This is a genomic window from Pseudomonas sp. SDO5215_S409, assembly GCF_054071325.1.
The window spans coordinates 1-23,019 of the sequence record NZ_JBSVWN010000015.1; the positions used below are offsets into that span (position 1 = coordinate 1).

A 23,019-nucleotide genomic window follows, 5' to 3' on the forward strand; every position below is an offset into this window, starting at 1 on the left:
ACGACCTTCGGGTTATGAGCCCGACGAGCTACCAGGCTGCTCCATCCCGCGTCTGATGTGGCGGCATTCTACAGAGGATTTAAAAGCTGTCAACCGTTGATTCAAAGAAAAGCGCTTTTGCGTCAATTGCTTAGCGCGGGAAAACGCGTGTCGCGCCCGCCGGGGCAGGCCTTTTGGTTCTATCAAGGGGCATTTTTTGATTGAGAAAATAAATTCAGCACGCACTTTTCCTACCCTTTGGGCGGAAGATTCAAACTACTGGTGCTATATACAGGGGTGAGTGAGATACTGCCCATCCGTTGATCCACACTACGTTTATATGACGCAGCGCAAAATCATCCACGTCGACTGTGACTGTTTCTACGCCGCCATCGAGATGCGTGATGACCCGAGCCTGGCGCAAAAGCCGCTGGCGGTCGGCGGCGCGGCGGATCGGCGCGGGGTCATCGCTACCTGCAACTATGAGGCGCGGGCGTACGGTGTGCGTTCCGCCATGTCCTCGCGCCATGCTTTGAAGCTGTGCCCTGACCTGACCATCGTCAAGCCACGCATGGACGCTTATAAAGAAGCCTCGAAAGAAATCCAGGGTATTTTCCGCGACTACACCGACCTGATCGAGCCGCTGTCGCTGGACGAAGCCTACCTGGACGTGTCGGACAGCCCTCATTTTGGCGGCAGCGCCACACGCATCGCCCAGGACATCCGCCGCCGGGTGTCGAACCAGCTGCACATCACCGTGTCTGCCGGGGTGGCGCCGAACAAGTTTCTGGCCAAGATCGCCAGCGACTGGAAGAAACCCAACGGGTTGTTTGTCATCACCCCCGACCAGGTCGAGGACTTTGTTTCAATGTTGCCGGTGAGCAAGTTGCATGGTGTGGGCAAGGTCACCGCCGACAAGCTCGCCCGGCTGGGCATTGAAGACTGCCTGCAATTGCGCGAGTGGAACAAGCTGGCGCTGGTGCGCGAATTCGGCAGTTTTGGCGAGCGGTTGTGGAGCCTGGCACGTGGGATTGATGACCGGGTGGTGCAGAACGACAGCCGCCGGCAGTCCATCAGTGTGGAGAACACCTACGACGTCGACCTGCCGGATTTGCCCAGTTGCCTGGAAAAGCTGCCGGAGTTGATGCAAACGCTGGCGGGGCGCATGGCCCGTATCGACAGCAGTTACCGCGCCGGCAAGCCATTCGTCAAAGTGAAGTTCCATGACTTTACCCAAACCACGTTGGAGCAGGCGGGGGCAGGGCGTGACCTGGACAGTTATCAACAACTGCTGACGCAGGCCTTCAATCGGGGCGCCAAGCCTGTGCGGCTGTTGGGGATAGGCGTGAGGTTGCTGGATTTGAGCGGGGGCAACGAGCAATTGGAGCTCGCCTGGTAAAGGCTGGGGCAGGCGGTGGGGGAGTGCCCCCCACACCTGTTCGTCAAGAGGCCTAGTTGGCCCCGGGGTCTGCGACCAGTCGACCGGCCTGTTTGGTCAGTGCCTGGAGAAACTCCTGCTGCAACTCGGGATCATTGCGGGTCAGTTCGATGAGGCTTTGCTCCAGCTCGCTGGCTTCCTCTTCCAGGCCCAGCTCTGACAGCCGCTTGACCCGGTGCACCCACTGGCTGATGTCGTCGTCTTCCAGGTCGTCATAAATCAAGCGATGAGCTTCCAGCAACTTGCTGCGCAGCGTCGGGCTGATGGCCAGCGAGGCGTGCGAATGCACGTCATCCTGAGCATCTTCAATGCTGATCTGCAAACTGCCGACACGGTTCAAGTCCTGTTCGGCGAACGGGCTGTCCAACAGGTTCAGGCGCAGTACCCCGTTGCGATCGGTGGTGAGGTCGTAGGCGTTTTTGCCGACACTGACCTGCACCGGTCGTTCGCTCCACGGCAGGCTCGAGTACTCCAGGCGCTTGTCACGCTGGACTTCATCGATACCGGCCAGGTTCTGCTGCGCGCGGCCATGGGACTGCACGTTCATGAACGGGTTGATGCCGTCTATGCCGTAGCTCAGCCAGTCGTGGGTCATGCTGCTGGGCAAGTTGCCCAAGGCAAACACGTTGGCCACGTTGGCGCCCACGCCTGCGACAAGCGCCACTGCGCCAAGGGGCATTTCGTAGACTTTGCGCCACGGCTGGTAGGGGGTGTAGCGGTCGTAACGCCGGGTGACTTCGAACTCGGTAACCTCAAAGGTCTTCTGTTCGTGAATACGCACCCGGCGTTGCGGCAGCTCCAGCACGTTGGGGTCGCCGACATCGATCTGCAGGCTGTGATCGAGCAATTTTCGCTCGATGCGTTCCTCGTGCTCGCTGCGTTGCGACATTTGATTGGCGCAGCCGCTGACCATCAGGGCGCCGCATAACGCGGCGCCCCCCAGGGCTTTGGTGTTTCGCTTGAACATGACGTCTCTTGATCTGGTTTTCAGCGACGAATACGCGCCTGAAGGAAAGACAGCACTTCAGCCACCGGCAACGCTTGGGCTTCGGCTTCGGTCCGGCTCTTGTATTCCAGGTTGCCATCGGCCAGGCCACGGTCACTGACCACGATCCGGTGCGGGATGCCAATCAGTTCCATGTCGGCGAACTTGATGCCCGGGCTGGTTTTCTTGTCACGGTCATCCAGCAGCACCTCAAACCCTGCGGCCGTGAGTTCGGCATACAGCGCGTCGGTGGCTTCGCGAACCTGCTCGGTCTCGTAGCGCAGCGGCACCAGAGCGATCTGGAAGGGCGCCAGGGCGTCGCTCCAGATGATGCCTTTTTCGTCGTTGTTCTGCTCGATGGCGGCCGCCACCACGCGGGACACGCCAATGCCGTAGCAACCCATTTGCAGGGTGACTGGCTTGCCGTTCTCGCCCAGCACTTCGCACTTCATCGCCTTGCTGTACTTGTCGCCCAGCTGGAAGATGTGCCCCACTTCGATGCCGCGCTTGATCTCCAGCGTGCCCTTGCCGTCCGGGCTCGGGTCGCCCGCCACCACGTTGCGCAGGTCGGCCACGGTCGGCACCGGCAGGTCGCGTTCCCAGTTCACGCCGAAGTAGTGTTTGTCGTCGATGTTGGCGCCGATACCGAAGTCGCTCATCAGTGCGACCGAGCGGTCGATGATGATCGGCAGCGGCAGGTTCAGCGGGCCCAGGGAACCTGCACCGGCGCCAATCGCGTCGCGCAGTTCGGCATCACTGGCCATGACCAGCGGGCTGGCCACGCCCGGTTGCTGGGCGGCCTTGATTTCGTTGAGTTCGTGGTCGCCACGGATCACCAGCGCGATCAGCTTGCCTTCTTCCTCGGCGTGCACGATCAGGGTCTTGATGGTCTTTTCAATCGGCAGGCTGAATTTTTCCACCAGGGCCGCGATGGTCTTGGTGTCTGGCGTGTCCACCAGGCGCAGCGCTTCGGTGGCGGGCGCGCGCAAGGTTTCGCGCGGCACGGCTTCGGCTTTTTCGATGTTTGCGGCGTAGTCGGAGCCGTTGCTGAAGACGATGTCATCTTCACCGGACTCGGCCAGCACGTGGAACTCGTGGGAGCCTGCGCCACCGATGGAGCCATTGTCGGCTTCGACCGGGCGGAACTTGAGGCCCAGGCGGGTAAACACGTTGCAGTAGGCCTGGTGCATGCGGTCGTAGGTGACCTGCAGGGAAGCCTGGTCTGCGTGGAACGAGTACGCGTCTTTCATGATGAATTCACGACCGCGCATCAAACCGAAGCGTGGGCGGATTTCGTCACGAAATTTGGTCTGGATCTGGTACATGTTCAGCGGCAGCTGTTTATAGCTGCTCAGCTCGTTACGGGCCAGGTCGGTGATGACTTCTTCGTGGGTAGGGCCTGCGCAGAAATCGCGGCCGTGACGGTCCTTGAAGCGCAAAAGCTCCGGGCCGTATTCTTCCCAGCGCCCGGATTCCTGCCACAGCTCAGCCGGTTGGGTGCTCGGCATCAACACTTCCAGAGAGCCGGCGGCGTTCATCTCTTCACGAACGATGGCTTCGACCTTGCGCATCACCTTCAAGCCCATGGGCAGCCAGGTGTACAGGCCCGAGGCCAGTTTGCGGATCATGCCGGCGCGCAGCATCAGTTGGTGGCTGATGACGACCGCGTCGGAAGGCGTTTCTTTCTGTGTGGCGAGCAAATATTGACTGGTGCGCATGGTAGGCCGTTGTCGGTTGCTTGATCTTGAAATGACTTGGGATTGTACGGGCGCAAACTGCTGGCGTACAGGTATCAGGCTGCCGGGGGCGCGACAGGCGCAGGCTTACGCGTCGCGGCCCGGCGTTTGGTGGGGCCGCGCCGATTGGCACGGGCCCTGAACACTCAGGCTTCTTCTTGCGGAACCAGGGGGCCGCGGCGGCGCTCCTGAAACCAGTGCAAGGCAATCAGGAACAAGGTCGGCACGCCCATCACCGCCGTGATCAGGAAGAAGTTGTGATAGCCGAACTTCTCCACCATCACCCCCGAATACCCGCCGATCAGCCGTGGCAGCAGCAACATGATCGAGCTGAGCAGGGCGTATTGGGTGGCGGAGAACTTGAGGTTGGTCAGGCTGGACAGGTATGCGACGAACGCCGAGGTCGCCATGCCAGAACTGAAGTTATCCAGGGAGATGGTGAAAATCAGCATCTGCAGGTCTGGTCCCATGTCGGCGAGCATCAGAAACAGCAGGTTAGTGCCCGCCGACGCGACGCCACCGATAAACAGGATGGGCAAGATGCCGAAACGTACGATCAACAGGCCGCCCATACCGGCGCCCAACAGGGTCATGACCAGGCCGAAGATCTTGCTGACGCCAGCGATCTGGTCCTTGGTGAAGCCCTGGTCGATATAAAAGACGTTGGCCATCACGCCCATGACCGTGTCGGACATGCGGTAGGTGGCAATCAGCCCCAGCAGCAACAGCGCTTGCCAGCGGTAACGCAGGATAAAGTCGTTGACCGGCGTCAGCACCGGCGCCAGCCCCCGGCGGCCCATGGTCGACAGGCACAGGGTGGTGAGCAGGATATAAAGGATGGAACGCAAAAACGCGCGGTCTTCGAGCAGCAGGTCGAGCAGGCTGACGCCGTGGAACAGCACGCTGGCGAAGTCGGTGTTGTACAGGTTGGTGAACATCGCCGGGACAGACACCAGCAGGATGATCAGGACGAACACCGACATCAATTGGTGGGAAAACGTGTAGCGCCCGGCCTGCAATTGAGTGCGCAGCGGCACATCGGGTTCACGCATGAAAAAGGTGGTGAGCAGCGCCGGTATCATCAGCACGCCAAACAACAGGTAGGTGCCCGCCCATGCGGAATGTTTGTAGTTGAAGCCGGTCGAGCCGAAACCCTCGGCGAAAAACAGCGCACCGGCGGTGGCCAGCAGGGCGGCGATGCGGTAGCCGGACATATAGCTGGCGGCCAGTGCGGCCTGGCGGCTGTCATCGGCAATTTCCAGGCGATAGGCATCCACGGCGATGTCTTGCGTCGCGGAAGCGAAGGCTACGACAACGGCAATGGCAATCAGCCAGGACAAGTGTTTTTGCGGGTCGCAAAAGCCCATGCCGATCAAACCGAGGATCACCAGGGTTTGGGCCAGTACCAGCCAGGAGCGGCGACGGCCCAGCTTGCCGAGCAACGGCAGGCGCCATTGGTCGAGCAGGGGCGACCAGACCCATTTGAAGGCATATGCCAGGCCGATCAGGCTCGCATAGCCGATGGTTTCGCGGGCCACACCGGCTTCGCGCAACCAGACCGAAAGCGTCGAGAACACCAACATGTAAGGCAAGCCGGCGGCGAAGCCGAGCAACAACAGCACTAACGTCGAAGGGCTGGCATAGGCGGCGAGCGCGGCGCGCCAGGTTTTACGGGGCATGGGCTGGAGTCTGCCTCAGATTTACGGAAACAAAGCGCGCACTCTAACCGCTGTGCTCTACCGGGCGCCAGCCATGACGCTGAATATCCACACGATTGTTCAGCACGCTGACACCTTCACCGCGCAAACGCGCGCGTTGCTCGTCCCCTGATGCCGTGCCAGCAGGAAGACTTATCCGACCACCGGCACCCAACACCCGATGCCAGGGCAGCCGCGTGTCCTCGGGCAGCTGGCTGAGGGTCCGGCCCACCCAGCGTGCGGCGCGGCCCAACCCGGCCAGGTGCGCCAGTTCGCCGTAGCTCACCACACAGCCTTCCGGCACTTGGGCGAGCGTCAGGTACAGCGCCGTACGGCGCATTTCGGCGGGGCTTTGCGGTGCGTCGCCTGTCTGGTTCTGGGCGGGCGATTCGGTGGATTTGTGCATTTCCTGTAGGAAACCTCTGTAAATCTCGGGGACATTACGGAACTCGATACCCATAGCCGAGTCAGTCCTTGCTAAGAGGTTATCCGCCCCGATAATGCCCGTTTTTTCGTCAAACTTGAGCCCTGTATTCGTTTATGTTGTCCAGAACCCTGCTATGCCTCGCTGTTTTCAGCGCCTCCACGCCCTTGCTCGCCGACACCGTCTGGTTGAAGAACGGGGATCGCCTGACCGGCAAGATCAAGTTGTTCGACGGCGGCAAGCTGTTGATCCAGACCGACTATGCCGGTGCCATCCCGGTGGACTGGAAACAGGTGAAAACCCTGGAAAGCGACCAGGAGTTGCTGGTCAAGCAGGACGCCTACACCGGAGAAAAGGCCAAGTCCCTCAAGGCCTCCGAGGATGGCACGGTCATCCTGGCCAACGGCGAAGCGCCCAAGACGGTGGAACTGGCGAGTATCCAGCAGATCATCAAGCCCAAGCCCGTCATCGAAGACCTGGTGTGGAAAGGCAACGTCGACCTGGCACTGGACTACAAACGTGCCGAAAAAGACACCAACGACTACGACATCGACTTCAAGACCACCGCCCGTCACGGCCAGTGGCGCCATACCGGGCAGGGCGAATACAACCGTGAGTTCCAGGACGACGTGACCACCACCGACAACTGGTCGCTGGAGTACGACCTGGACCGCTTTATCACCGAGCATTGGTTCTGGCAGGGCCGCTTGACCTACAAGCGTGACAAGGTCGAAGACCTGTCCCGCCAGCGCACCGTGGGTACAGGCCCGGGCTATCAGTTCTGGGACGACGAATTGGGCGCGTTCTCGCTGGGTTCGCTGGTCAACCGTACCGACTACGAATATTCGGACGGCGGCAAAGACAACTTCTACTCGCTGGCAATGAAGTGGAACTACAACCGCTATCTGGTGGGCAAGACGGTCGAGTTCTTCACCAATGGCGAACTGGGCAAGCCGTTGTCGGGCCCGTCCAGCTACGCCCTCGATGCAGAAATGGGCCTGCGCTACAAAGTTACCGAGTGGGCCTCGCTGAACCTCAAGGCCGAGCGCGACATTATTAGCGGTGACTCAAACAGTGCCCTGAACAAGACCCGCTATACCGCAGGCTTTGGCGTGGCCTGGTAGCGTATTGGCGGCGGGCTCACCGTGACAGGGTGGGCCCGCTGTTAAAAAAGTCCCTTGGCAAGCACCGGTCATAATGATTATTTTGTCGTTGAGATGCATTCGCATGTCCGGCGGGCAGAAATCAGTGGCTCTCCAGGTTTGTTTGTTGATGGGATTTTTCAAAGGAGTCACACGTTGAGCGCGCACGTTGCCAAAAATGCCCGAGAGCTACTGCTCAAGGAATATCGCGGGGCACTCGCCACGCAGTCCAAAGCCATGCCCGGTTTTCCTTTTGGCTCGGTGGTGCCTTACTGCCTGGACGCGGACGGTCGACCGTTGATCCTGATCAGCCGCATCGCCCAGCACACCCATAACCTGCAAAAAGACCCCAAGTGCTCCTTATTGGTGGGCGAGCGCGAAGCTGATGACGTGCAGGCCGTAGGGCGCCTGACCTACCTGGCCGAGGCCGAAAAGCTCGAGGACAGCGCCGCCATCGAAGCCGCAGCCGAGCGTTACTACCGTTATTTCCCCGATTCGGCGAACTACCACAAGGCCCACGACTTTGATTTCTGGGTGCTCAAGCCGGTGCGTCATCGTTACATCGGCGGTTTTGGCGCCATCCACTGGGTGGATGACCTGACCCTGGCCAACCCGTTTGCCGGCAAGGCCGAGTTGAGCATGGTCGAGCACATGAACAGTGATCACGCCAACGCCATTGCCCACTACGTGGAACTCACCGGCTTACCGACCAACGAGCCTGCGCAGTTGGCCGGGATCGACAGTGAAGGCATGCACCTGCGTATCGGCCAGGCGTTGTTTTGGCTGCCCTTTGCAGAGTCTTGCAACAACCCGACACAAGTTCGCGAGGCCCTGGTTTTCCTGGCTCGCGCCCAGCAATGGCCTAAAAAAGCCCCTGCCAGCGCTTGAATTCACGAAACGGCGACGTCATCTAGGATCAAGTAGCAAGGCATTCTTGCGTTGAGGAACCATTTGATGCGCCCTTTTTTGTTGCTCTTTCTGCTGTTCCCGGTGTTGGAGCTGTTTGTATTCGTTCAAGTCAGCGGGGCAATCGGGTTTTTCCCGGCCCTGCTGCTGATTATTCTCGGCTCGATGCTGGGCGTTCTGGTGCTGCGCGTCGCCGGCCTGGCAACCGCCCTGCGGGCGCGTGAAAGCCTGAACCGTGGCGAGCTGCCAGCCCAGACCATGCTCGAGGGCCTGATGATGGCCCTGGCGGGTGGCCTGTTGATCCTGCCGGGCTTTATCAGCGCGGTGGTGGGGTTGGTCATGTTGCTGCCGTTCACCCGCCGCCTGCTGGCGGGCAAGATGCGCCAGCGCGCCGAGGAAGCGGCGATTCGCCAGCGTGCCTTTGCCGAAGACCTGCAGGCCCGTGGCGGCCCGGCCCCACGCCAGCCGCTGGGGCGTGAAGGCGATGTGATTGAAGGCGAGTTCGAACACCGCGACACGCACTGAGGCTTGAACCGCACACGGCACCTTTGGGTGCCGTGTTGCTTTTGGCGGGGCAAAAACCCGTAAAAAATTTAACCCCTGGGCCTTGTAATAAGCTTATGCGCCCTTATGTAACGGTCACCGCAAGGTTTCTGGTGGTCACACCGGACAGACTTCCGCGTTTCGCCCCGCGAACCGCGACCGGCACAGCCGGGTTAAACCCGCCGGTACGACACCGGCCGATGAAACATACAACTTAGGAGAGATCGACAATGAGCAAGCTTCGTCCTCTGCATGACCGCGTCGTTATCCGTCGCAGCGAAGAAGAAAAGAAAACCGCTGGCGGTATCGTCCTGCCGGGCTCGGCTGCTGAAAAAGCCAACCACGGCGAAGTGATCGCTGTCGGTACTGGCAAAGTGCTGGACAACGGTGAAGTTCGTGCGCTGGCCGTGAAAGTGGGTGACAAGGTTGTATTTGGCCCTTACTCCGGCAGCAACACTGTGAAAGTCGACGGCGAAGACCTGCTGGTAATGAGCGAGAACGAAATCCTCGCTGTTATCGAAGGCTGATTTCCCGCTCATTTTCCCTTTACTCCAAAGTATTTAAGGAATATCGATCATGGCTGCTAAAGAAGTTAAATTCGGCGATTCCGCCCGCAAGAAAATGCTCACCGGTGTCAACGTCCTGGCTGACGCAGTAAAAGCGACCCTGGGCCCGAAAGGCCGTAACGTGATCCTGGAAAAAAGCTTCGGCGCGCCGACCATCACCAAAGATGGCGTTTCGGTAGCCAAGGAAATCGAACTCGAAGACCGTTTCGAAAACATGGGCGCGCAGTTGGTCAAAGACGTTGCCTCCCGTGCCAACGATGACGCAGGCGACGGCACCACCACCGCCACCGTTCTGGCTCAGTCGATCGTCAACGAAGGCCTCAAGGCCGTCGCTGCCGGCATGAACCCGATGGACCTCAAGCGCGGTATCGACAAGGCGACCATCGCCATCGTCAAAGAGCTCAAGTCCCTGTCCAAGCCATGCGCCGACACTAAGGCCATCGCTCAGGTAGGCACCATCTCCGCCAACTCCGACAGCTCCATCGGCGACATCATTGCCGAAGCCATGGAAAAAGTCGGTAAAGAAGGCGTGATCACCGTTGAAGAAGGCACTGGCCTGGAAAACGAACTGTCGGTTGTAGAAGGCATGCAGTTCGACCGTGGCTACCTGTCCCCGTACTTCGTCAACAAGCCAGACACCATGGTTGCCGAGCTCGACGGCCCGCTGATCCTGCTGGTCGACAAAAAGATCTCCAACATCCGCGAAATGCTGCCCGTGCTGGAAGCCGTTGCCAAAGCCGGCCGCCCACTGCTGATCGTGGCTGAAGACGTTGAAGGCGAAGCCCTGGCGACGCTGGTTGTGAACAACATGCGCGGTATCGTGAAGGTTGCAGCCGTCAAGGCTCCAGGCTTCGGCGACCGTCGCAAGGCCATGCTGCAGGACATCGCGGTTCTGACCGGCGGTACCGTTATCTCCGAAGAGATCGGCCTGAGCCTGGAAAGCACCACCCTGGACCACCTGGGCAGCGCCAAGCGCGTCACCCTGTCCAAGGAAAACACCATCATCGTTGACGGTGCTGGCGTACAAGGCGACATCGAAGGCCGTATCGCCCAGATCCGTGCCCAGGTTGCCGAGACGTCCTCGGACTACGACCGTGAAAAACTGCAAGAGCGCCTGGCCAAGCTGTCCGGCGGCGTTGCAGTGATCAAGGTCGGTGCCGGTTCCGAAGTGGAAATGAAAGAGAAGAAAGCCCGCGTTGAAGACGCCCTGCACGCAACCCGCGCAGCCGTTGAAGAAGGCGTGGTGCCTGGCGGTGGCGTCGCACTGATCCGTGCTCTGCAAGCCATCGACGGTCTGAAAGGCGACAACGCTGACCAAGACGTCGGCATCGCCGTTCTGCGTCGCGCTGTTGAAGCCCCGCTGCGTCAGATCTCCGCCAACAGCGGCGACGAGCCAAGCGTTGTGGTCAACGAAGTCAAGAACGGCAAAGGTAACTTCGGTTACAACGCCGCCACTGGCGAATACGGCGACATGATCGAAATGGGCATCCTGGACCCTACCAAGGTGACCCGTTCGGCGCTGCAAGCAGCGGCTTCCATCGGCGGTCTGATCCTGACCACCGAAGCGGCCGTGGCTGATGCACCGAAGAAAGACGCTCCAGCTGGCGGCGGTATGCCAGACATGGGCGGCATGGGTGGCATGGGCGGCATGATGTAAGCCAGCCTTACCCGGCGACTCAAAAAGCCCCGCCTGCAGTGATGCAGGCGGGGCTTTTTCATGGCGGCAAATCACCGCTTTTTTGCCGCAAAGAGTCAATGTTCCTACTCGTGGCGTCACAGCGCTGTGAAGTCATAGTGAAAAACTCGTCAACTGGTGCAATCGGTTGAAAAGAGTAATCGAAGACCGTCCAAGGCCTAGCCGTGAGCTTTACTTGGCCTTAAGCTGCGCGAGCCGACACGGCCGCTACCGCGAACGGAGACACTGCCCATGCGCATTTTATTGGTTGAAGACAACCGCGATATTCTGGCCAACCTGGCCGATTACTTGGGGCTCAAGGGCTACACCGTGGACTGTGCGCAGGACGGTTTGTCGGGGCTGCACCTGGCCGCCACCGAGCATTACGACCTGATCGTGCTCGACATCATGTTGCCCGGCATCGACGGCTACACCTTGTGCAAACGCCTGCGCGAAGATGCGCGGCGCGACACGCCGGTGATCATGCTCACCGCCCGTGATCAACTGGATGACCGCCTGCAAGGCTTCAAGTCCGGTGCCGATGACTACCTGCTCAAACCGTTCGCCCTGTCGGAGCTGGCCGCCCGGATCGAAGCCGTATTGCGCCGTGCCCAGGGCGGCGGGCGGCGGGCATTGCAGGTGGCAGACTTGAACTATGACCTCGATACCCTGGAAGTCACCCGCCAGGGGCGCTTGCTCAAGCTCAACCCGGTCGGCCTGAAGCTGTTGGCGGTGCTGATGCAAAAAAGCCCGCATGTCCTGCGCCGCGAAATTCTCGAAGAGGCCCTGTGGGGCGATGACTGCCCGGACAGCGACAGCCTGCGCAGCCACGTCCACCAATTGCGTCAGGTGATCGACAAGCCGTTCGCCAAACCGTTGCTGCAAACGGTGCACGGTGTGGGTTACCGCCTGGCCGAGGGTCGCGATGGAGTTTAAGCAAAGCCTTGCCCAACGGATCATCATCGCCTTTGCGTTGATGAGTGCGCTGGTGGCCGGGGCCTTCGCCATGGGGATCGTTGCGACCGTTCACCTGGTTGAAGAAAAACTCATCTCCGCAGGCCTGGGCGGTGACCTGCAACGCCTGCTGCTGATGGACAGCGTCGAAGACTGGAGCCACCGTCCCGAGCCCGACCAGCTGTTTTATTTCAGCGGCGGCCCCGGTGATTTCGAGTTACCCAAGGACCTGCGCCACCTCGACGCGGGCTTTCATGAGGTGTTTCGCGAGCAGCTTTCCTACCACGCCATGGTCGAAATCGTTGACGGGCGCCGCTATGTCCTGCTGCAAGACCAGAGCGATTTCGAAGAACGCGAGCGCATTCTGTTTGCCGTCGTGTTGGTGGGGTTTGTGCTCAGCCTGGCGTTGGCGGTGTTCCTTGGTTGGGTGCTGGCGCGCAAAGTGATGGCGCCCGTGGTGCGCCTGGCGCGCCAGGTGCGTCATCGCGACCAGTTGCTCGGCCTGGCCCCGCCGCTGGCGCCGGATTACGCCGCGGACGAGGTGGGCGAGTTGGCCGTGGCCTTTGACGCGACCCTGGGCCGCTTGCGCCAGGCGCTCCTGCGCGAGCAGATGTTCACCAGCGACGTCAGCCACGAGCTGCGCACGCCCTTAATGGTGCTGGCCACCTCGTGTGAACTGCTGCTGGAAAACCCGGCCATTGACCAACGCGGGCGTAAACAGGTGGACCGCATCGCCCGGGCCTCCGAAGAAATGCGCGAGCTGGTGCAGACCTTCCTGATGCTCGCCCGTGCCCAGCACGAAGACGCTGGCATGTCGCCCCAGGCCAACCTGACCCAAGTGGCCGATGACCTGCTCGGGATCTGGCGTGGGCCGATCGAGCACAAGGGCCTGGAATTGATCTACCGGCCGGGCGAGCCCCTCGACACGCGCTACAACGCCACTTTTTTGCACGCGGTAATGGGCAACCTGCTGCGCAATGCCCTGCATTACACCGAACAGGGCTTTATCCGCCTCACGCTGGAGCCCAGCGGGTTTGTGGTGGAAGACTCCGGCGTCGGCATTCCCGAGGACAAGCGCGAGGCGATGTTCGAGCCCTTCGTGCGGGGCAGCGAGAAGCGCGGAGAGGGCCTGGGCCTGGGCTTGTCCCTGGTCCAGCGCATCTGTGAGAACCAGGGCTGGAGCGTCAGCCTGAGTACCATGGAGCCCAACGGCTGCCGTTTTCATGTTGAGCTGAACCCGACCAAACCCTGACCGCGCTGCCTGCCGCGCACCGGCGGCAGATCCCGGCTGTTTCGGCGAAGATGGCCCCATGCCACCTCGTGTATCTGTAAGATTTTGAAATGTAAGGGTTTTGACAGGACATTATTTTCACACCGAGTTGACCTGTTGATCACGGCGCGCTGTTTAAGTTTGTAGGCATCAGTAACCGGAGACCCGCTGATGCCTACCCCGATCAAGCTTGAATTTTCCGAAAAGTACGACGATCAGCACGCGCAGAATTATTTGTTAAAACATCAGGACAATCTCGCGCGGCGGCTGTCACACAAACGCGACGAGCAATTGGCTCGCGGCGCCCTGGCCATGGCAGGGGAGCCGGGCCTGGTGTTGGACTTGCCGTGCGGCGCCGGGCGTTTCTGGCCTTTATTGGCCGAAAAGCCCAACCGCGTGATCATCGGCGCCGACAATTCAGCCTCGATGTTGAACATCGCCACGATCGCCCAGCCGGCCGAAGTGGTGAGACGGGTACGACCCTTGCAGACATCTGCTTTCGAGATCGATTTGCCGGACAACTCGGTGGACAGCATTTTTTGCATGCGCTTGATGCATCACATCGGTGATGCTGCGCATCGCTTGAGAATACTGGAGGAGTTTCAACGGGTTACCCGGGACAGTGTGATCGTCTCGTTGTGGGTAGACGGCAACTTCAAGGCCTGGAAACGCAAGCGTGCCGAAGTGCGGCGTCGCAACAAAGGTGAGCAGGGGGGTTACCAGAATCGGTTTGTGTTACCGGCTGCTACTGTTGAAGCAGAGTTTGAGCAGGCCGGTTTCCGTGTTCAGGATCACCTGGACTTCATACCGCTCTACGCCATGTGGCGAGTGTATGTATTGCGCAAGAGGTAACAGGATGGCTGTGGATTGTTTAACAGGTAGTGAACTGGCTCCCGAAGAGCGCTTTGATTATTTTTGGCGCCAGCAGGGCGAATGGGTCGAGGAACCCAACCGTCGGCGTGGCGGTGAAAGCGGTGTGCAGCGGGTCATCGGCACCCATGGGCGCCTGCTCTACAGCAAGCGCCAGACCGGCCATATCTACCGCAGCTTGCTGCATCCCTTCGGGCGTCCAACCGTGTTGCGCGAGCGCGATGCCCTCAAAGGCCTGCGTTTACTCGATGTACGAGTGCCCGAGATGGTGTTTTGCGAAGCCCGCCGCGACCCACAGCACCAGTGGAAGGCAATCTTGGTGACGGCCTCGCTGGACGGCTTTGACGAGATCGAAAAGTGGTACGCCGCAGGCGGTCGCGAACACTACGGCGAGCAGGTGCACGAGCGTCTGCTCAAGGAAGTGGCCAACACCCTGGCCCGCATGCATAAAGGTCGTTGGCAGCATGGTTGCCTGTACATCAAGCATATTTTTGCGCGCGTGACCGGCGAGGGCGATGCCGCCACGGTAGAAGTGGCCTTGCTGGACTTCGAAAAATGCCGCCAACGCCTGACCGCTCGTCAGGCGGCCCGCCATGACATGCTGCAACTGCGTCGCCATTCGTCGTGGAGCGACAGCGACTGGAAAAAACTCGGCTACTTTTACGAGACGGCGTTTGGCAGCGCTATCAAAGGTTTAACGTAATGAAGCTAGAAATTGCACGAGGTTTGTTTCTGCTGGGTGCCCTGGGCGTCGCCGCCTTGGCCCTGGCTGCCTGGGAGCAGCCTCGCACGCAAGTGCTCACGGCGGTGTATGGCGGCGGGCAGTGCCCCATTCCACGCATCGCCAAGGTGGAGGCTGCGTCCAAGCCTGATCACCAACTGTTGCTATTCATGTTTGGCATGGCTCAAGGGATGAGGCCACAAAGTTGAAACCACTGAAACCCACCTAAAAGGCCTCGCTCATGCGAGGCCTTTTTTCTGCGCGCCCGTCCTAGATCAAGTGCAGGTGGTTATCCCAAAGCCCCGCGGGGAGCTCCAGCGGTGTGGCTGTCACCTGTTGTTGGCGGCAATCATAGAACCGGCAGCGCCCCTGGCCCGAGGTCACCACAAAACCGTCGGCCACCGCGCCCACGCCCGCGCAGTCGGGCAAGGGGCCGTCCAGGCGCAGTTCGCCGCTGTCCATGTCCCAGATAAAAAAGCGATTGCCCCGGGGCGCGGTCAGTGCCACCAGGCGTAATGCGCTGTGCACCGCGACGCTCGCAGTGTAGTGCCCCATGGCTTGCAATTGCGCGTCCGCCACCGGAAACGGCTCAAAGGGTTGCCCCGGCCGCTTGATCGCCAGCAACTCGGACCGCTCATGGGAGGCGCCCATGAACTGCTGGCCGCACAGGATGGTGCCGTCGCTGGCGATCCCCATGTGCCGCACGCTGTTCATCGGCTGGCCGAGGGTTTCCTTGCTGATTAGCGTGCCGTCACGCTGCATCAGCACCAGGCTGGGCTCCATGGCGTTGAGGTTCATCTCCACCCGGCTTTCGGCTTCGGTGCGGATACCACCGTTGGCCACCACCAGGGTTTCGCCGTCGGGCATCCACGACACTTGATGCGGGCCGATGCCGTGAGTGGGCATCTCGCCCGTGCGCACCAGCCGCTCGCCTTCGAACGCGTACACGCCCAGCAGGCCGCGACCGGGGTCGCGGGTGTCGTTTTCCGTGGCGTAGAGCCAGTCGCCGCTCTTGTGAATGACCGCGTGGCCATAGAAGTGCCGGTTGGCAGGTGCGGTCAGGGTTTGCAGCAGTGCGCCGTCGCGCAGGTCCACCAGGTAACTTTCGGTGCCCGGGCGGCGGGCCACAAACAACGCGAGCGGCAGCGTCGGGTGGTTGACGATGTCGTGGCAACGCTGGCCAACCTGCGTCGCGAACACCTGCTGGCCGTCGAGCCGGTAACCCACGGCATAGTGCTTGCCGTCGGCGTCATTGCGTGCCGACAGCAGCAACGGGCCCTTGCCCTTTTGCTTGAACAGCGTCCAGCCGCCCAGCGTGATTGCGCTGAGCAGCATGCTGCCAACCGCCAAAGCCTGTCGCCTGAGCATCATCAGTCACCGTCGTTGGCGTTAAAGCCCAGTTGGATGCCCAACGCCTTGGCCAACTCGCCCTCGTGCAGGCGGTGGACAACGTTGAGGCTGTCATAAAGATCGTTGAGTTGCTGGCGTCCGGCGTCGTCGGCCAACAGCTCGTTGAGCGAGCGCTGGTTGCTGGCGAACAGTTTCAGCGAGGCCGCGTAGGCCGCGTCGATCTTGTCGGCCAACGGCTTTTGGTCGGCGGGCAGCAGCCCACGCAGGCCTTGGTTGTCCACCCCCACCCACACGGTCCGCGCGGCGGCCAGGCTGGCTTCCAGGCTTTGCAGGGACGACTGGCTGCGCCATGCATCGGCCTGGAACGGCTGCGGGATGCCCTTGGTCTGGCGGCCCATCGGCGTGCCGAGTTTCTTCTTCAGGGTGTCCAGCGCGGTCACCTGGACGCGCAGCAGATCGGCAATTGCTTCGTGAGAATCAGCGTAACGCTGGTTCGGAAACTTGCTCATTTGCGCGAGCATGCCGTCGGTTTTGTTCCAGCCGGCGAGGATCTCCTCGGCGAGCACCTTCTGCCGCTCGCCGATGGCGCTCAGCAGCGGGCAATAGCGGGCTTTTTGCGCGTCGTCGGCCAGGTCGATCTTGGCGTCATACAGGATGTATTCGTAGGCCGACAGGCCTTGCACCACCACGCTGGACTTGGCCAGGGCGTCTGCATCGATCTGCGGCTGTGCACTCACCAATTGCTCGACCTGTCGGCCCACCAGGTTTTTCTTGTCTGGCCAGAACTGCACCTGCCACGCACGGTTGCCCTCGGCCAGCGGGCCGATCAGCAGCGGTTGCAGCTCAGCCCAGGCTTTTTGCGCGTGCAAAAAGTCGGCGCGGGCGGTGTCCAGGGTTTCCTTGCCCTGGCAGTAGGCCAGGGCGCTGATCGCCAATTGGCGGTCGGCGTCGACCCAGCGGCTGTAGGTGGGCAGGATCACTTGCTTGGCGATGGCCGCCGAGGTCACGGCTTGCGGGTCCTGCGGCGAGCAGGCGCCCAGCGCGAGGGCGGCCAGGCTTGTGAACAACAACTTGGGACGGAACATGTAACGCTCCCTTCGGTAGTGGGGCAATGCTTATAAAGAGTTCAGGAACGCCAGCAACGCAGCGCGCTGTTCGGCATTAAAGGCCAGCACCCGCTGACGCGCCGGTCGGGCTTGGCCGTCGTGCCACAGCACCGCTTCCATCAGGTTGCGGGCGCGACCGTCATGCAAAAACTGGGTGTGGCCATTGACCGTTTGCGTCAGGCCAATGCCCCACAACGGCGGCGTGCGCCAGTCGCGGGCGCCGGCCTTGAACTCGGTGCGGTTGTCGGCCAGGCCGTCGCCCATGTCATGCAGGAGCAGGTCGCTGTAGGGGTGAATCACTTGATTGGCCAGCTCAGGCTCGGCGGCATCCGGCGCGGTGGTAAACGTGGGGGTGTGACAGCCCTGGCAACCGGCTTGATAAAACAGGTTTTTCCCGGCCAATACCTGTGGCGCGTTGACGTCGCGACGCGCCGGTACGGCGAGGTTGCGCGTGTAAAACAGCACCAGGCGCAGGATGTTGTCGCTGACCTCGGGTTCGCCGTCCGGGCCGTTGCCATTGGGCGCCTGTTTGCAGGCCACTTGGGCGTCGGTGCAGTCATCGAAGGGCCTCAGGGACGTGGTGAGGCCCATATCACCGGAAAACGCGTGAACATTTTGTTGATTGAGGGTGGGTTGCCCGGCTTTCCAACCAAACCGGCCCAGCACGGTTTTTTGCCGGGCGTCGTCCCACACCTGGTTGGCTCGCCCGACGATTGCTTCTTTATCGGCGGTGTTCGCGTCGGTATTACGCAGGATATCCGCTTCGGCGATGGCCTCCAGCAACCCCAGGCCGATCATCGGCGGCGCCACCCGTGCCGAGAACCGTGTGTCGGGGTGCATCGGGCCGTAGCCCAGTTGGGTGATTTGCAGCACCGGTTTGCGCAGTTCCACAACGGTGCCGTCGGTAAAGCTCACGTTGACCGGCGTGTAGTCGACCCGCACCTTGCCCTCGGGCGGCACACCCGGGATCGCCATGTCTTGCAGTTGCCCGCCGTAGACCGGCTCGGGGACGATGCCGGTCTGTTCGATCAGCCGGGCATAGGGCGCTGCATCCGGGATCGACAGGCGCACCAGCATCGACACGGCATTGGGCGCCCCGGGCAAAGGCGGGTGGCCACGGCCGTCCTTTATATGGCAGTTCTGGCAGGCATTGGTGTTGAACAGCGGCCCCAGCCCGTCACGCGCGGTGGTGGTGGACGGGGCGATCACCCAGGGGCTGCGAAAAAAACTGTTGCCGACGCTGAAGTCCACGCGCCGGCTCGGTGCGAGGTTGGCCGAAGGCAGCGAGAACGCGTTCTGGTCGGTCTTGCGCACCGTGGTCGCGCCGCCCGACCGCGCTTCACCCGGCTCGGCCTGGGTGAAGCGCGGCGCGTCATCGCAGGCACTCAGGCTCATGGCCATCAACAGTGCAGGCAGGCGAAGGGGCAAGCGGGACATCCGGTTTCCTGAACGTAAGCTGAATATTAAGCCGCGAAGTCTAACAGGGCGGGGCTTAATGAATAAGAGCAATTATCGTTTGGTGGTTGCCGATTCATTCCCGCTAGAATGGCCGCACATTTTTTTCTGGAGGTGGCCCATGCAGGCTCTCGACGCTTTGCTCAACCGTGTTTCCGTGCCGCGTTTGCTTGAGCCGGCACCGACCCAGGCGCAACGTGACGTGCTGTTCGCCGCTGCCATGCGCGCCCCCGACCACGGTCAGTTGCGGCCTTGGCGCTTCCTGACCGTCGAAGGCCCCGCCCGTGAGCAGATGGGCACGCTGTTGGCCGAGGCTGCCCGGCTGCAAGACGCCGACGCGCCTCAGGCCGCGATCGACAAAGCACAGAACGGCCCGCTGCGGGCGCCGTTGGTGGTGGTGGTGATTGCGCGGTTGCAGGCGCATTTCAAGGTGCCCAAGTCCGAGCAGTTGCTGGCCGCCGCGTGTGCGGCCCACGGGATTTTGCTGGCCGCCTATGCCCAGGGCATTGGGGCCGTGTGGCGCACCGGCGAGTTGTCCTACTCGCCGCACGTGGCCAAGGGCCTTGGGCTGACGGCGGATGAGCAAGTGATCGGCTTCCTGTACCTGGGCACCCCGCAGAACCCGCCACGGGTGGCGCCCAAGGAAGACGTGACACCTTACGTGACGGCCTGGGCCGGGGTGTAAACACCCGGCGCCGATCAGACCTTGAACTGATCCATCAACTGCATTTGCTGGTTGGCCAGGGCATTGAGCTGGCTGCTGATGGCCGCTGACTCCGTCGCCTGGCCGGTCAACGTTTCGGTGACGCTGCGGATCGCCGAAACGTTGCGGTTCACCTCTTCAGCCACCGCGCTTTGTTCTTCGGCCGCACTGGCGATTTGCAGGTTCATGTCACTGATCACCGTCACGGCCTCGCTGATCTTGCCGAGCGCCTGCACCGCCTGATGGATCTGCCCGGCGTTGTTTTGCGCCTGGCTCTGGCTCGAATGCATGGTGGCCACCACCCCGCGAGTGCCGCTCTGGATGCGCTCGATCACCAGGCGAATCTCTTCGACTGAATCCTGGGTACGCTTGGCCAGGTTGCGCACCTCGTCGGCCACCACCGCAAACCCGCGCCCGCTTTCCCCGGCCCGCGCCGCTTCGATGGCCGCGTTGAGCGCGAGCAGGTTGGTCTGTTCAGCGATGCTGCGGATCACTTCCAGCACTGAGCCGATCTGTTCGCTGTTGACCGCCAGGGCCTCGACCTCGGCCACGGCCTTGCTCACTTCGGCGGCCAGGGTGGTGATGTCGTGGGTGCTGCGCTCGATGATCTGCATGCCCTCACGCGCCGATTGGTCGGCACCGCGCGCGGCGCTGGCCGCATTGGAGGCGCTGTTGGCCACGTCGTGGGCGGTGGCACTCATTTCGTTGGACGCGGTGGCCACCTGGTCGATCTCGCGAAACTGCACCTGCATGCCTTCGCTTGTCTGGTGGGCGATGGCCGAAGACTGGTCGGCGGTGCTGCGCGCTTGGGTGATGCTGTGTTTGATCTGGGCGATGGTGGGTTGCAGCTTGTCCAGGAAGTGGTTGAACCCGTTGGCCAGCTCGCCCAGCTCGTCTTTTTTGGTGTAGACCAGGCGCTGGGTCAGGTCGCCCTCGCCGCTGGCGATGTCTTTGAGCATGGCGGCCACGTGGTTGATAGGCCGGGTCACGCCGGTGGCGGTCAGCCAGATCAGCAGCAGGCCCAACAGCCCGGCCGCGGTGCCGACCAGCAGGGATTTGACGGTGTCGCTGGCTTGGGTCTGGTTGAGCATGGCCTGCATTTTCAGCGTGTCGGCCATCAGCACGTCTTTGGGCAACTTGATGACGATGCCCCAGGATTTGGCCCCGGGGATCGGTTTGACCGGGTACACGGCGCGAATAGTGCCGTCTTGCTCGCGGACCATGGGGCTGTCGCTGGCCAGCAGTTGCACGATGTCCTTGCCTTCATCGCCCAAGGTGTCGATCAGGCTCTTGCCGATTTTGTCCGGCAGGCCGCTGTGGGCGGCGATCAGGCCCGAGCCGGACAGAATCTCCAGGTTGCCGCCCCCGTTGAACAAGGTTTTTTGTGCGGCCACCGCCGCCGCTTGCAGGGCATTGAGGGCGATGTCGATACCGACCACGCCCACCACGTTGCCATCCACCAGCAGGGGCAGGGCGATGCTGGTCATCAACACGGACTTGCCACCGACATCGTCGGCATAGGGGTCCAACAGGCACGTCTGGCGGGTGTCGCGTGGGCAGGTGTACCAGATGTTGTAGGGCGTGCCGCTCAAGTTGAGGGTGGTCTTGGTCAGATCGTCTTCGACCATGATGGTGTTCAGGCTTTCGCCGCCTGCACGGCTCCAGTAGCTGGAGAAACGGCCCTTTTCATTAGAGACACGGGCAGCGTCGTTGATGAACTCGCTGTCTTTGCCGTCCAGCCCGTTGGGTTCGAAAGACAACCAGACGCCCAGCACCTCGCGGTTGCGTTCAAAGGTGGTTTTCAGGCGTTGATTGAGTTCTTCACGCAGGGCACCTGGCTCCAGCGCGCGTTTGGCGGCGGTGTTGCGCAAGTCCTTGACCTGGTCGGCGAGGGCGGTGACCACCACCAGGCTTTCACCAAAGGTCTTTTGCAACTGCAGCGCTTGTTCAGCTGCCTTGGCTTGCAACAGGTCCTGCACGCTGGCGTTGAGCATCCGCGAGCTTGAAGCACTGATCAGCTCGTCGTTGCGGTTGGTCTGGTACAGGTTCATGCCGACAATCAGCGCAATCACCCCCACCAGGCACAGGCCGGACAGCAGCACGATTTTCACGCGGATAGAGAGGGTGTTGAACATAGGGGCACTCGCGAATGGACTTATTGGTATGCACGCGGCGTTGCCAAGTCCATTCGGCGCCATGCCCGAAACATCGGCGCTGGGCGGCGGTTCATGAGGGTAAACCGATGAGCGGTAGGGCCGATCAGGAAGGGGTGGGCAGGCGTTCCGGTCGCGACCAGATGTAGAGGTTGCCCAGGCTCATGCCGGCAATCGCCAGGTAGACCGGCCAGCCGTGATCGAGCATCACCAGCATCAGCACGGCGCACAGCAGCATGCTCACGGTGGCGCTGACTTTGGCCCGGCGCGCGATGATCTTGCCGTTGCGCCAGTTGAACAGGATGGGCCCGAACAGCCGGTGATTTTCCAGCCAGGCACTCAGGCGTGGCGAGCTTTTGGTGGCGGCCCAGGCGGCCAGCAGGATGAATTCGGTGGTGGGTAGGCCCGGCACGACGATGGCAATCAGTCCGATCCCCAGGCTCACATAGGCCAGCAAGCCGAACAGGATACGGGCGATTTTCGACGAGGAGGGGGCTTTGCCGGTCATGGGTACGGTTTGCATGGCCAATGGGTTAACACGGTAGTTAAGTTGAAACCGGCGCTAAACGTGAGCGCGGGCCCGCCCGCGATAGCATGACCTGGATTGACCCATAGACCCAGGTGAACGTATCGCGGGCAAGCCCGACCCCACACGGCGGGATCAGGCCAGTTCCGGGGCCTCAGCGTAAGCCTGTTCCAGCAGTACGGTGAAGCGCACAAACGCATCCACCGCGGCGTTTTCCGCTTCGGCTTCTTCTTCGGCGCTGAACGTCAGGCCGTCGAGGGTGCGGGTGAAGCTTTTCCAGCCTTCGGCGCGGCCGCCAGCCGGTTCGCCCAGGTGGCGGGCGCCGAAGGTTTCGCTCAGGCCCAGGCCTACGGCACGCTTGATCAGGAACGCGGCGCCCAGTTTGGAGCCTTCGGACACAAACAGCCAGCCCAATGCCTGGGCCTTGCTCGGGTTTTTTACCGCGCCGGCGACCGGAGCGGGCACTGGGGTGTCCAGGTCGGCCAGGTCCAGCTTGGCGGCTTCGGCGCGGCAGCGGGCCGCCAGGTCGGGGACGATGGCAATCAATTCTGGGTCGTTGTACAGCGACACCAGTTCGGACTGGAACAGGTACTGGGCCACCACGAAACGGGCGAAGTTGGCCTGGGTTTCAAACGGTGCATGGGCCTTGACCAGCGCATCGAGCTTGGTGTGCGGCGCGTTAGTGATCTGGTTCAGGCGCTGGGAGCGCAGGGCGGCGCGTTCGGGGGTTGGAGAAGCGGTCATCGGGGAGTCCTTGAAAAGAGAAAGCGTCGGGTTGCCAGGCTGCTATGAACTAGACGAACTAGAAGACGCGTCACAG

The 23,019-nt window shown here is 61.5% G+C and carries 22 protein-coding genes and 1 pseudogene; 12 read left to right on the forward strand and 11 right to left on the reverse strand.

Going from position 1 to position 23,019, the window contains the following annotated elements; all coding sequences use genetic code 11:
• Positions 1-319: 319 nt before the first annotated feature.
• Positions 320-1,378 (forward strand): DNA polymerase IV, encoded by a 1,059-nt coding sequence (gene dinB, locus ACW9H9_RS10550; protein WP_457343188.1) that lies wholly within the window; start codon positions 320-322, stop codon positions 1,376-1,378.
• Between the two features lie 52 nt (positions 1,379-1,430).
• Here dinB and ACW9H9_RS10555 read toward each other — a convergent pair whose 3' ends face one another.
• From ACW9H9_RS10555 to ACW9H9_RS10570, 4 genes are all read right to left on the reverse strand, one after another.
• On the reverse strand, positions 1,431-2,384 hold the full coding sequence (locus ACW9H9_RS10555; RefSeq protein ID WP_457343187.1) for a hypothetical protein: 954 nt from the start codon (positions 2,382-2,384) through the stop codon (positions 1,431-1,433).
• Positions 2,385-2,404: 20 nt separating this feature from the next.
• Complete coding sequence (locus ACW9H9_RS10560; RefSeq protein ID WP_457343186.1) at positions 2,405-4,120, reverse strand: proline--tRNA ligase; 1,716 nt, start codon at positions 4,118-4,120, stop codon at positions 2,405-2,407.
• Positions 4,121-4,284: 164 nt separating this feature from the next.
• Positions 4,285-5,817 (reverse strand): AmpG family muropeptide MFS transporter, encoded by a 1,533-nt coding sequence (locus ACW9H9_RS10565; RefSeq protein ID WP_457343185.1) that lies wholly within the window; start codon positions 5,815-5,817, stop codon positions 4,285-4,287.
• Positions 5,818-5,860: 43 nt separating this feature from the next.
• The gene (locus ACW9H9_RS10570; RefSeq protein ID WP_457343184.1) at positions 5,861-6,241 is read right to left on the reverse strand and encodes an MGMT family protein; all 381 of its coding nucleotides are present in this window, start codon (positions 6,239-6,241) and stop codon (positions 5,861-5,863) included.
• A gap of 134 nt (positions 6,242-6,375) precedes the next feature.
• On the opposite strand from ACW9H9_RS10570, the gene ACW9H9_RS10575 reads away from it, so the two are divergent.
• The 10 genes from ACW9H9_RS10575 (at position 6,376) to ACW9H9_RS10620 (ending at position 15,115) form a co-directional block, all read left to right on the forward strand.
• A complete protein-coding gene (locus ACW9H9_RS10575; RefSeq protein ID WP_457343183.1) occupies positions 6,376-7,383 on the forward strand; it encodes a DUF481 domain-containing protein in 1,008 nt (335 codons plus the stop codon).
• Positions 7,384-7,557: 174 nt separating this feature from the next.
• Positions 7,558-8,289, forward strand: coding sequence for a HugZ family pyridoxamine 5'-phosphate oxidase (locus ACW9H9_RS10580; protein WP_457343182.1), 732 nt, complete (start codon positions 7,558-7,560; stop codon positions 8,287-8,289).
• A gap of 66 nt (positions 8,290-8,355) precedes the next feature.
• The gene (locus ACW9H9_RS10585) at positions 8,356-8,832 is read left to right on the forward strand and encodes an FxsA family protein (RefSeq protein ID WP_457343181.1); all 477 of its coding nucleotides are present in this window, start codon (positions 8,356-8,358) and stop codon (positions 8,830-8,832) included.
• A 248-nt stretch (positions 8,833-9,080) separates the two neighbouring features.
• Positions 9,081-9,377 (forward strand): co-chaperone GroES, encoded by a 297-nt coding sequence (locus ACW9H9_RS10590; RefSeq protein WP_457343180.1) that lies wholly within the window; start codon positions 9,081-9,083, stop codon positions 9,375-9,377.
• Positions 9,378-9,426: 49 nt separating this feature from the next.
• Positions 9,427-11,073, forward strand: coding sequence for a chaperonin GroEL (gene groL / locus ACW9H9_RS10595; RefSeq protein ID WP_457343179.1), 1,647 nt, complete (start codon positions 9,427-9,429; stop codon positions 11,071-11,073).
• Positions 11,074-11,343: 270 nt separating this feature from the next.
• Positions 11,344-12,027, forward strand: coding sequence for a two-component system response regulator ColR (gene colR, locus ACW9H9_RS10600; protein WP_457343178.1), 684 nt, complete (start codon positions 11,344-11,346; stop codon positions 12,025-12,027).
• Positions 12,017-13,297, forward strand: coding sequence for a sensor histidine kinase (locus ACW9H9_RS10605; protein ID WP_457343177.1), 1,281 nt, complete (start codon positions 12,017-12,019; stop codon positions 13,295-13,297). Before colR ends, ACW9H9_RS10605 begins: the two co-directional genes overlap by 11 nt.
• A 189-nt stretch (positions 13,298-13,486) precedes the next feature.
• Positions 13,487-14,167, forward strand: coding sequence for a class I SAM-dependent methyltransferase (locus ACW9H9_RS10610; RefSeq protein ID WP_457343176.1), 681 nt, complete (start codon positions 13,487-13,489; stop codon positions 14,165-14,167).
• A 4-nt stretch (positions 14,168-14,171) separates the two neighbouring features.
• The gene (locus ACW9H9_RS10615; protein WP_457343175.1) at positions 14,172-14,888 is read left to right on the forward strand and encodes a lipopolysaccharide kinase InaA family protein; all 717 of its coding nucleotides are present in this window, start codon (positions 14,172-14,174) and stop codon (positions 14,886-14,888) included.
• Positions 14,888-15,115 (forward strand): hypothetical protein, encoded by a 228-nt coding sequence (locus ACW9H9_RS10620; protein ID WP_457343174.1) that lies wholly within the window; start codon positions 14,888-14,890, stop codon positions 15,113-15,115. Before ACW9H9_RS10615 ends, ACW9H9_RS10620 begins: the two co-directional genes overlap by 1 nt.
• Before the next feature lie 61 nt (positions 15,116-15,176).
• Here the strand turns inward: ACW9H9_RS10620 and ACW9H9_RS10625 are convergent, their stop codons facing one another.
• Genes ACW9H9_RS10625 through ACW9H9_RS10635 form a run of 3 tightly spaced genes read right to left on the reverse strand, consistent with a single transcriptional unit; the run spans position 15,177 to position 18,799 of the window.
• Positions 15,177-16,274 carry a DUF1513 domain-containing protein gene (locus ACW9H9_RS10625; RefSeq protein WP_457343173.1) on the reverse strand — a complete coding sequence of 366 codons (1,098 nt, stop codon included), beginning with the start codon at positions 16,272-16,274 and terminating at the stop codon, positions 15,177-15,179.
• Positions 16,275-16,276: 2 nt separating this feature from the next.
• Complete coding sequence (locus ACW9H9_RS10630) at positions 16,277-17,341, reverse strand: imelysin family protein (protein WP_457343172.1); 1,065 nt, start codon at positions 17,339-17,341, stop codon at positions 16,277-16,279.
• A gap of 30 nt (positions 17,342-17,371) precedes the next feature.
• Positions 17,372-18,799: a di-heme oxidoreductase family protein gene (locus ACW9H9_RS10635; protein WP_457343171.1), complete on the reverse strand. Its 1,428-nt coding sequence runs from the start codon at positions 18,797-18,799 to the stop codon at positions 17,372-17,374.
• A 139-nt stretch (positions 18,800-18,938) separates the two neighbouring features.
• Between ACW9H9_RS10635 and ACW9H9_RS10640 the strand changes: the two genes are divergently transcribed.
• Positions 18,939-19,502, forward strand: coding sequence for a nitroreductase family protein (locus ACW9H9_RS10640; protein WP_457343170.1), 564 nt, complete (start codon positions 18,939-18,941; stop codon positions 19,500-19,502).
• Between the two features lie 14 nt (positions 19,503-19,516).
• Here ACW9H9_RS10640 and ACW9H9_RS10645 read toward each other — a convergent pair whose 3' ends face one another.
• The 4 genes and pseudogenes from ACW9H9_RS10645 to ACW9H9_RS10660 all read right to left on the reverse strand — a co-directional run bounded on the left by ACW9H9_RS10645 (position 19,517) and on the right by ACW9H9_RS10660 (position 22,943).
• Complete coding sequence (locus ACW9H9_RS10645; RefSeq protein WP_457343193.1) at positions 19,517-20,272, reverse strand: methyl-accepting chemotaxis protein; 756 nt, start codon at positions 20,270-20,272, stop codon at positions 19,517-19,519.
• A 102-nt stretch (positions 20,273-20,374) separates the two neighbouring features.
• Positions 20,375-21,718: pseudogene (locus ACW9H9_RS10650) on the reverse strand (PDC sensor domain-containing protein); the annotation flags it as partial.
• Between the two features lie 61 nt (positions 21,719-21,779).
• A complete protein-coding gene (locus ACW9H9_RS10655) occupies positions 21,780-22,181 on the reverse strand; it encodes a YbaN family protein (RefSeq protein ID WP_457343192.1) in 402 nt (133 codons plus the stop codon).
• A gap of 153 nt (positions 22,182-22,334) precedes the next feature.
• Complete coding sequence (locus ACW9H9_RS10660) at positions 22,335-22,943, reverse strand: biliverdin-producing heme oxygenase (RefSeq protein WP_457343169.1); 609 nt, start codon at positions 22,941-22,943, stop codon at positions 22,335-22,337.
• Positions 22,944-23,019: the final 76 nt, after the last annotated feature.

Excerpts from the sequence above, each read along its gene's own strand:
- dinB (WP_457343188.1), top strand. The coding sequence starts at position 320 with ATGACGCAGCGCAAAATCATCCACGTCGACTGTGACTGTTTCTACGCC.
- ACW9H9_RS10555 (WP_457343187.1), bottom strand. The coding sequence starts at position 2,384 with ATGTTCAAGCGAAACACCAAAGCCCTGGGGGGCGCCGCGTTATGCGGC.
- ACW9H9_RS10560 (WP_457343186.1), bottom strand. The coding sequence starts at position 4,120 with ATGCGCACCAGTCAATATTTGCTCGCCACACAGAAAGAAACGCCTTCC.
- ACW9H9_RS10565 (WP_457343185.1), bottom strand. The coding sequence starts at position 5,817 with ATGCCCCGTAAAACCTGGCGCGCCGCGCTCGCCGCCTATGCCAGCCCT.
- ACW9H9_RS10570 (WP_457343184.1), bottom strand. The coding sequence starts at position 6,241 with ATGCACAAATCCACCGAATCGCCCGCCCAGAACCAGACAGGCGACGCA.
- ACW9H9_RS10575 (WP_457343183.1), top strand. The coding sequence starts at position 6,376 with ATGTTGTCCAGAACCCTGCTATGCCTCGCTGTTTTCAGCGCCTCCACG.
- ACW9H9_RS10585 (WP_457343181.1), top strand. The coding sequence starts at position 8,356 with ATGCGCCCTTTTTTGTTGCTCTTTCTGCTGTTCCCGGTGTTGGAGCTG.
- ACW9H9_RS10590 (WP_457343180.1), top strand. The coding sequence starts at position 9,081 with ATGAGCAAGCTTCGTCCTCTGCATGACCGCGTCGTTATCCGTCGCAGC.
- groL (WP_457343179.1), top strand. The coding sequence starts at position 9,427 with ATGGCTGCTAAAGAAGTTAAATTCGGCGATTCCGCCCGCAAGAAAATG.
- colR (WP_457343178.1), top strand. The coding sequence starts at position 11,344 with ATGCGCATTTTATTGGTTGAAGACAACCGCGATATTCTGGCCAACCTG.
- ACW9H9_RS10605 (WP_457343177.1), top strand. The coding sequence starts at position 12,017 with ATGGAGTTTAAGCAAAGCCTTGCCCAACGGATCATCATCGCCTTTGCG.
- ACW9H9_RS10610 (WP_457343176.1), top strand. The coding sequence starts at position 13,487 with ATGCCTACCCCGATCAAGCTTGAATTTTCCGAAAAGTACGACGATCAG.
- ACW9H9_RS10615 (WP_457343175.1), top strand. The coding sequence starts at position 14,172 with ATGGCTGTGGATTGTTTAACAGGTAGTGAACTGGCTCCCGAAGAGCGC.
- ACW9H9_RS10620 (WP_457343174.1), top strand. The coding sequence starts at position 14,888 with ATGAAGCTAGAAATTGCACGAGGTTTGTTTCTGCTGGGTGCCCTGGGC.
- ACW9H9_RS10625 (WP_457343173.1), bottom strand. The coding sequence starts at position 16,274 with ATGCTCAGGCGACAGGCTTTGGCGGTTGGCAGCATGCTGCTCAGCGCA.
- ACW9H9_RS10630 (WP_457343172.1), bottom strand. The coding sequence starts at position 17,341 with ATGTTCCGTCCCAAGTTGTTGTTCACAAGCCTGGCCGCCCTCGCGCTG.
- ACW9H9_RS10635 (WP_457343171.1), bottom strand. The coding sequence starts at position 18,799 with ATGTCCCGCTTGCCCCTTCGCCTGCCTGCACTGTTGATGGCCATGAGC.
- ACW9H9_RS10640 (WP_457343170.1), top strand. The coding sequence starts at position 18,939 with ATGCAGGCTCTCGACGCTTTGCTCAACCGTGTTTCCGTGCCGCGTTTG.
- ACW9H9_RS10645 (WP_457343193.1), bottom strand. The coding sequence starts at position 20,272 with ATGCAGGTGCAGTTTCGCGAGATCGACCAGGTGGCCACCGCGTCCAAC.
- ACW9H9_RS10655 (WP_457343192.1), bottom strand. The coding sequence starts at position 22,181 with ATGACCGGCAAAGCCCCCTCCTCGTCGAAAATCGCCCGTATCCTGTTC.
- ACW9H9_RS10660 (WP_457343169.1), bottom strand. The coding sequence starts at position 22,943 with ATGACCGCTTCTCCAACCCCCGAACGCGCCGCCCTGCGCTCCCAGCGC.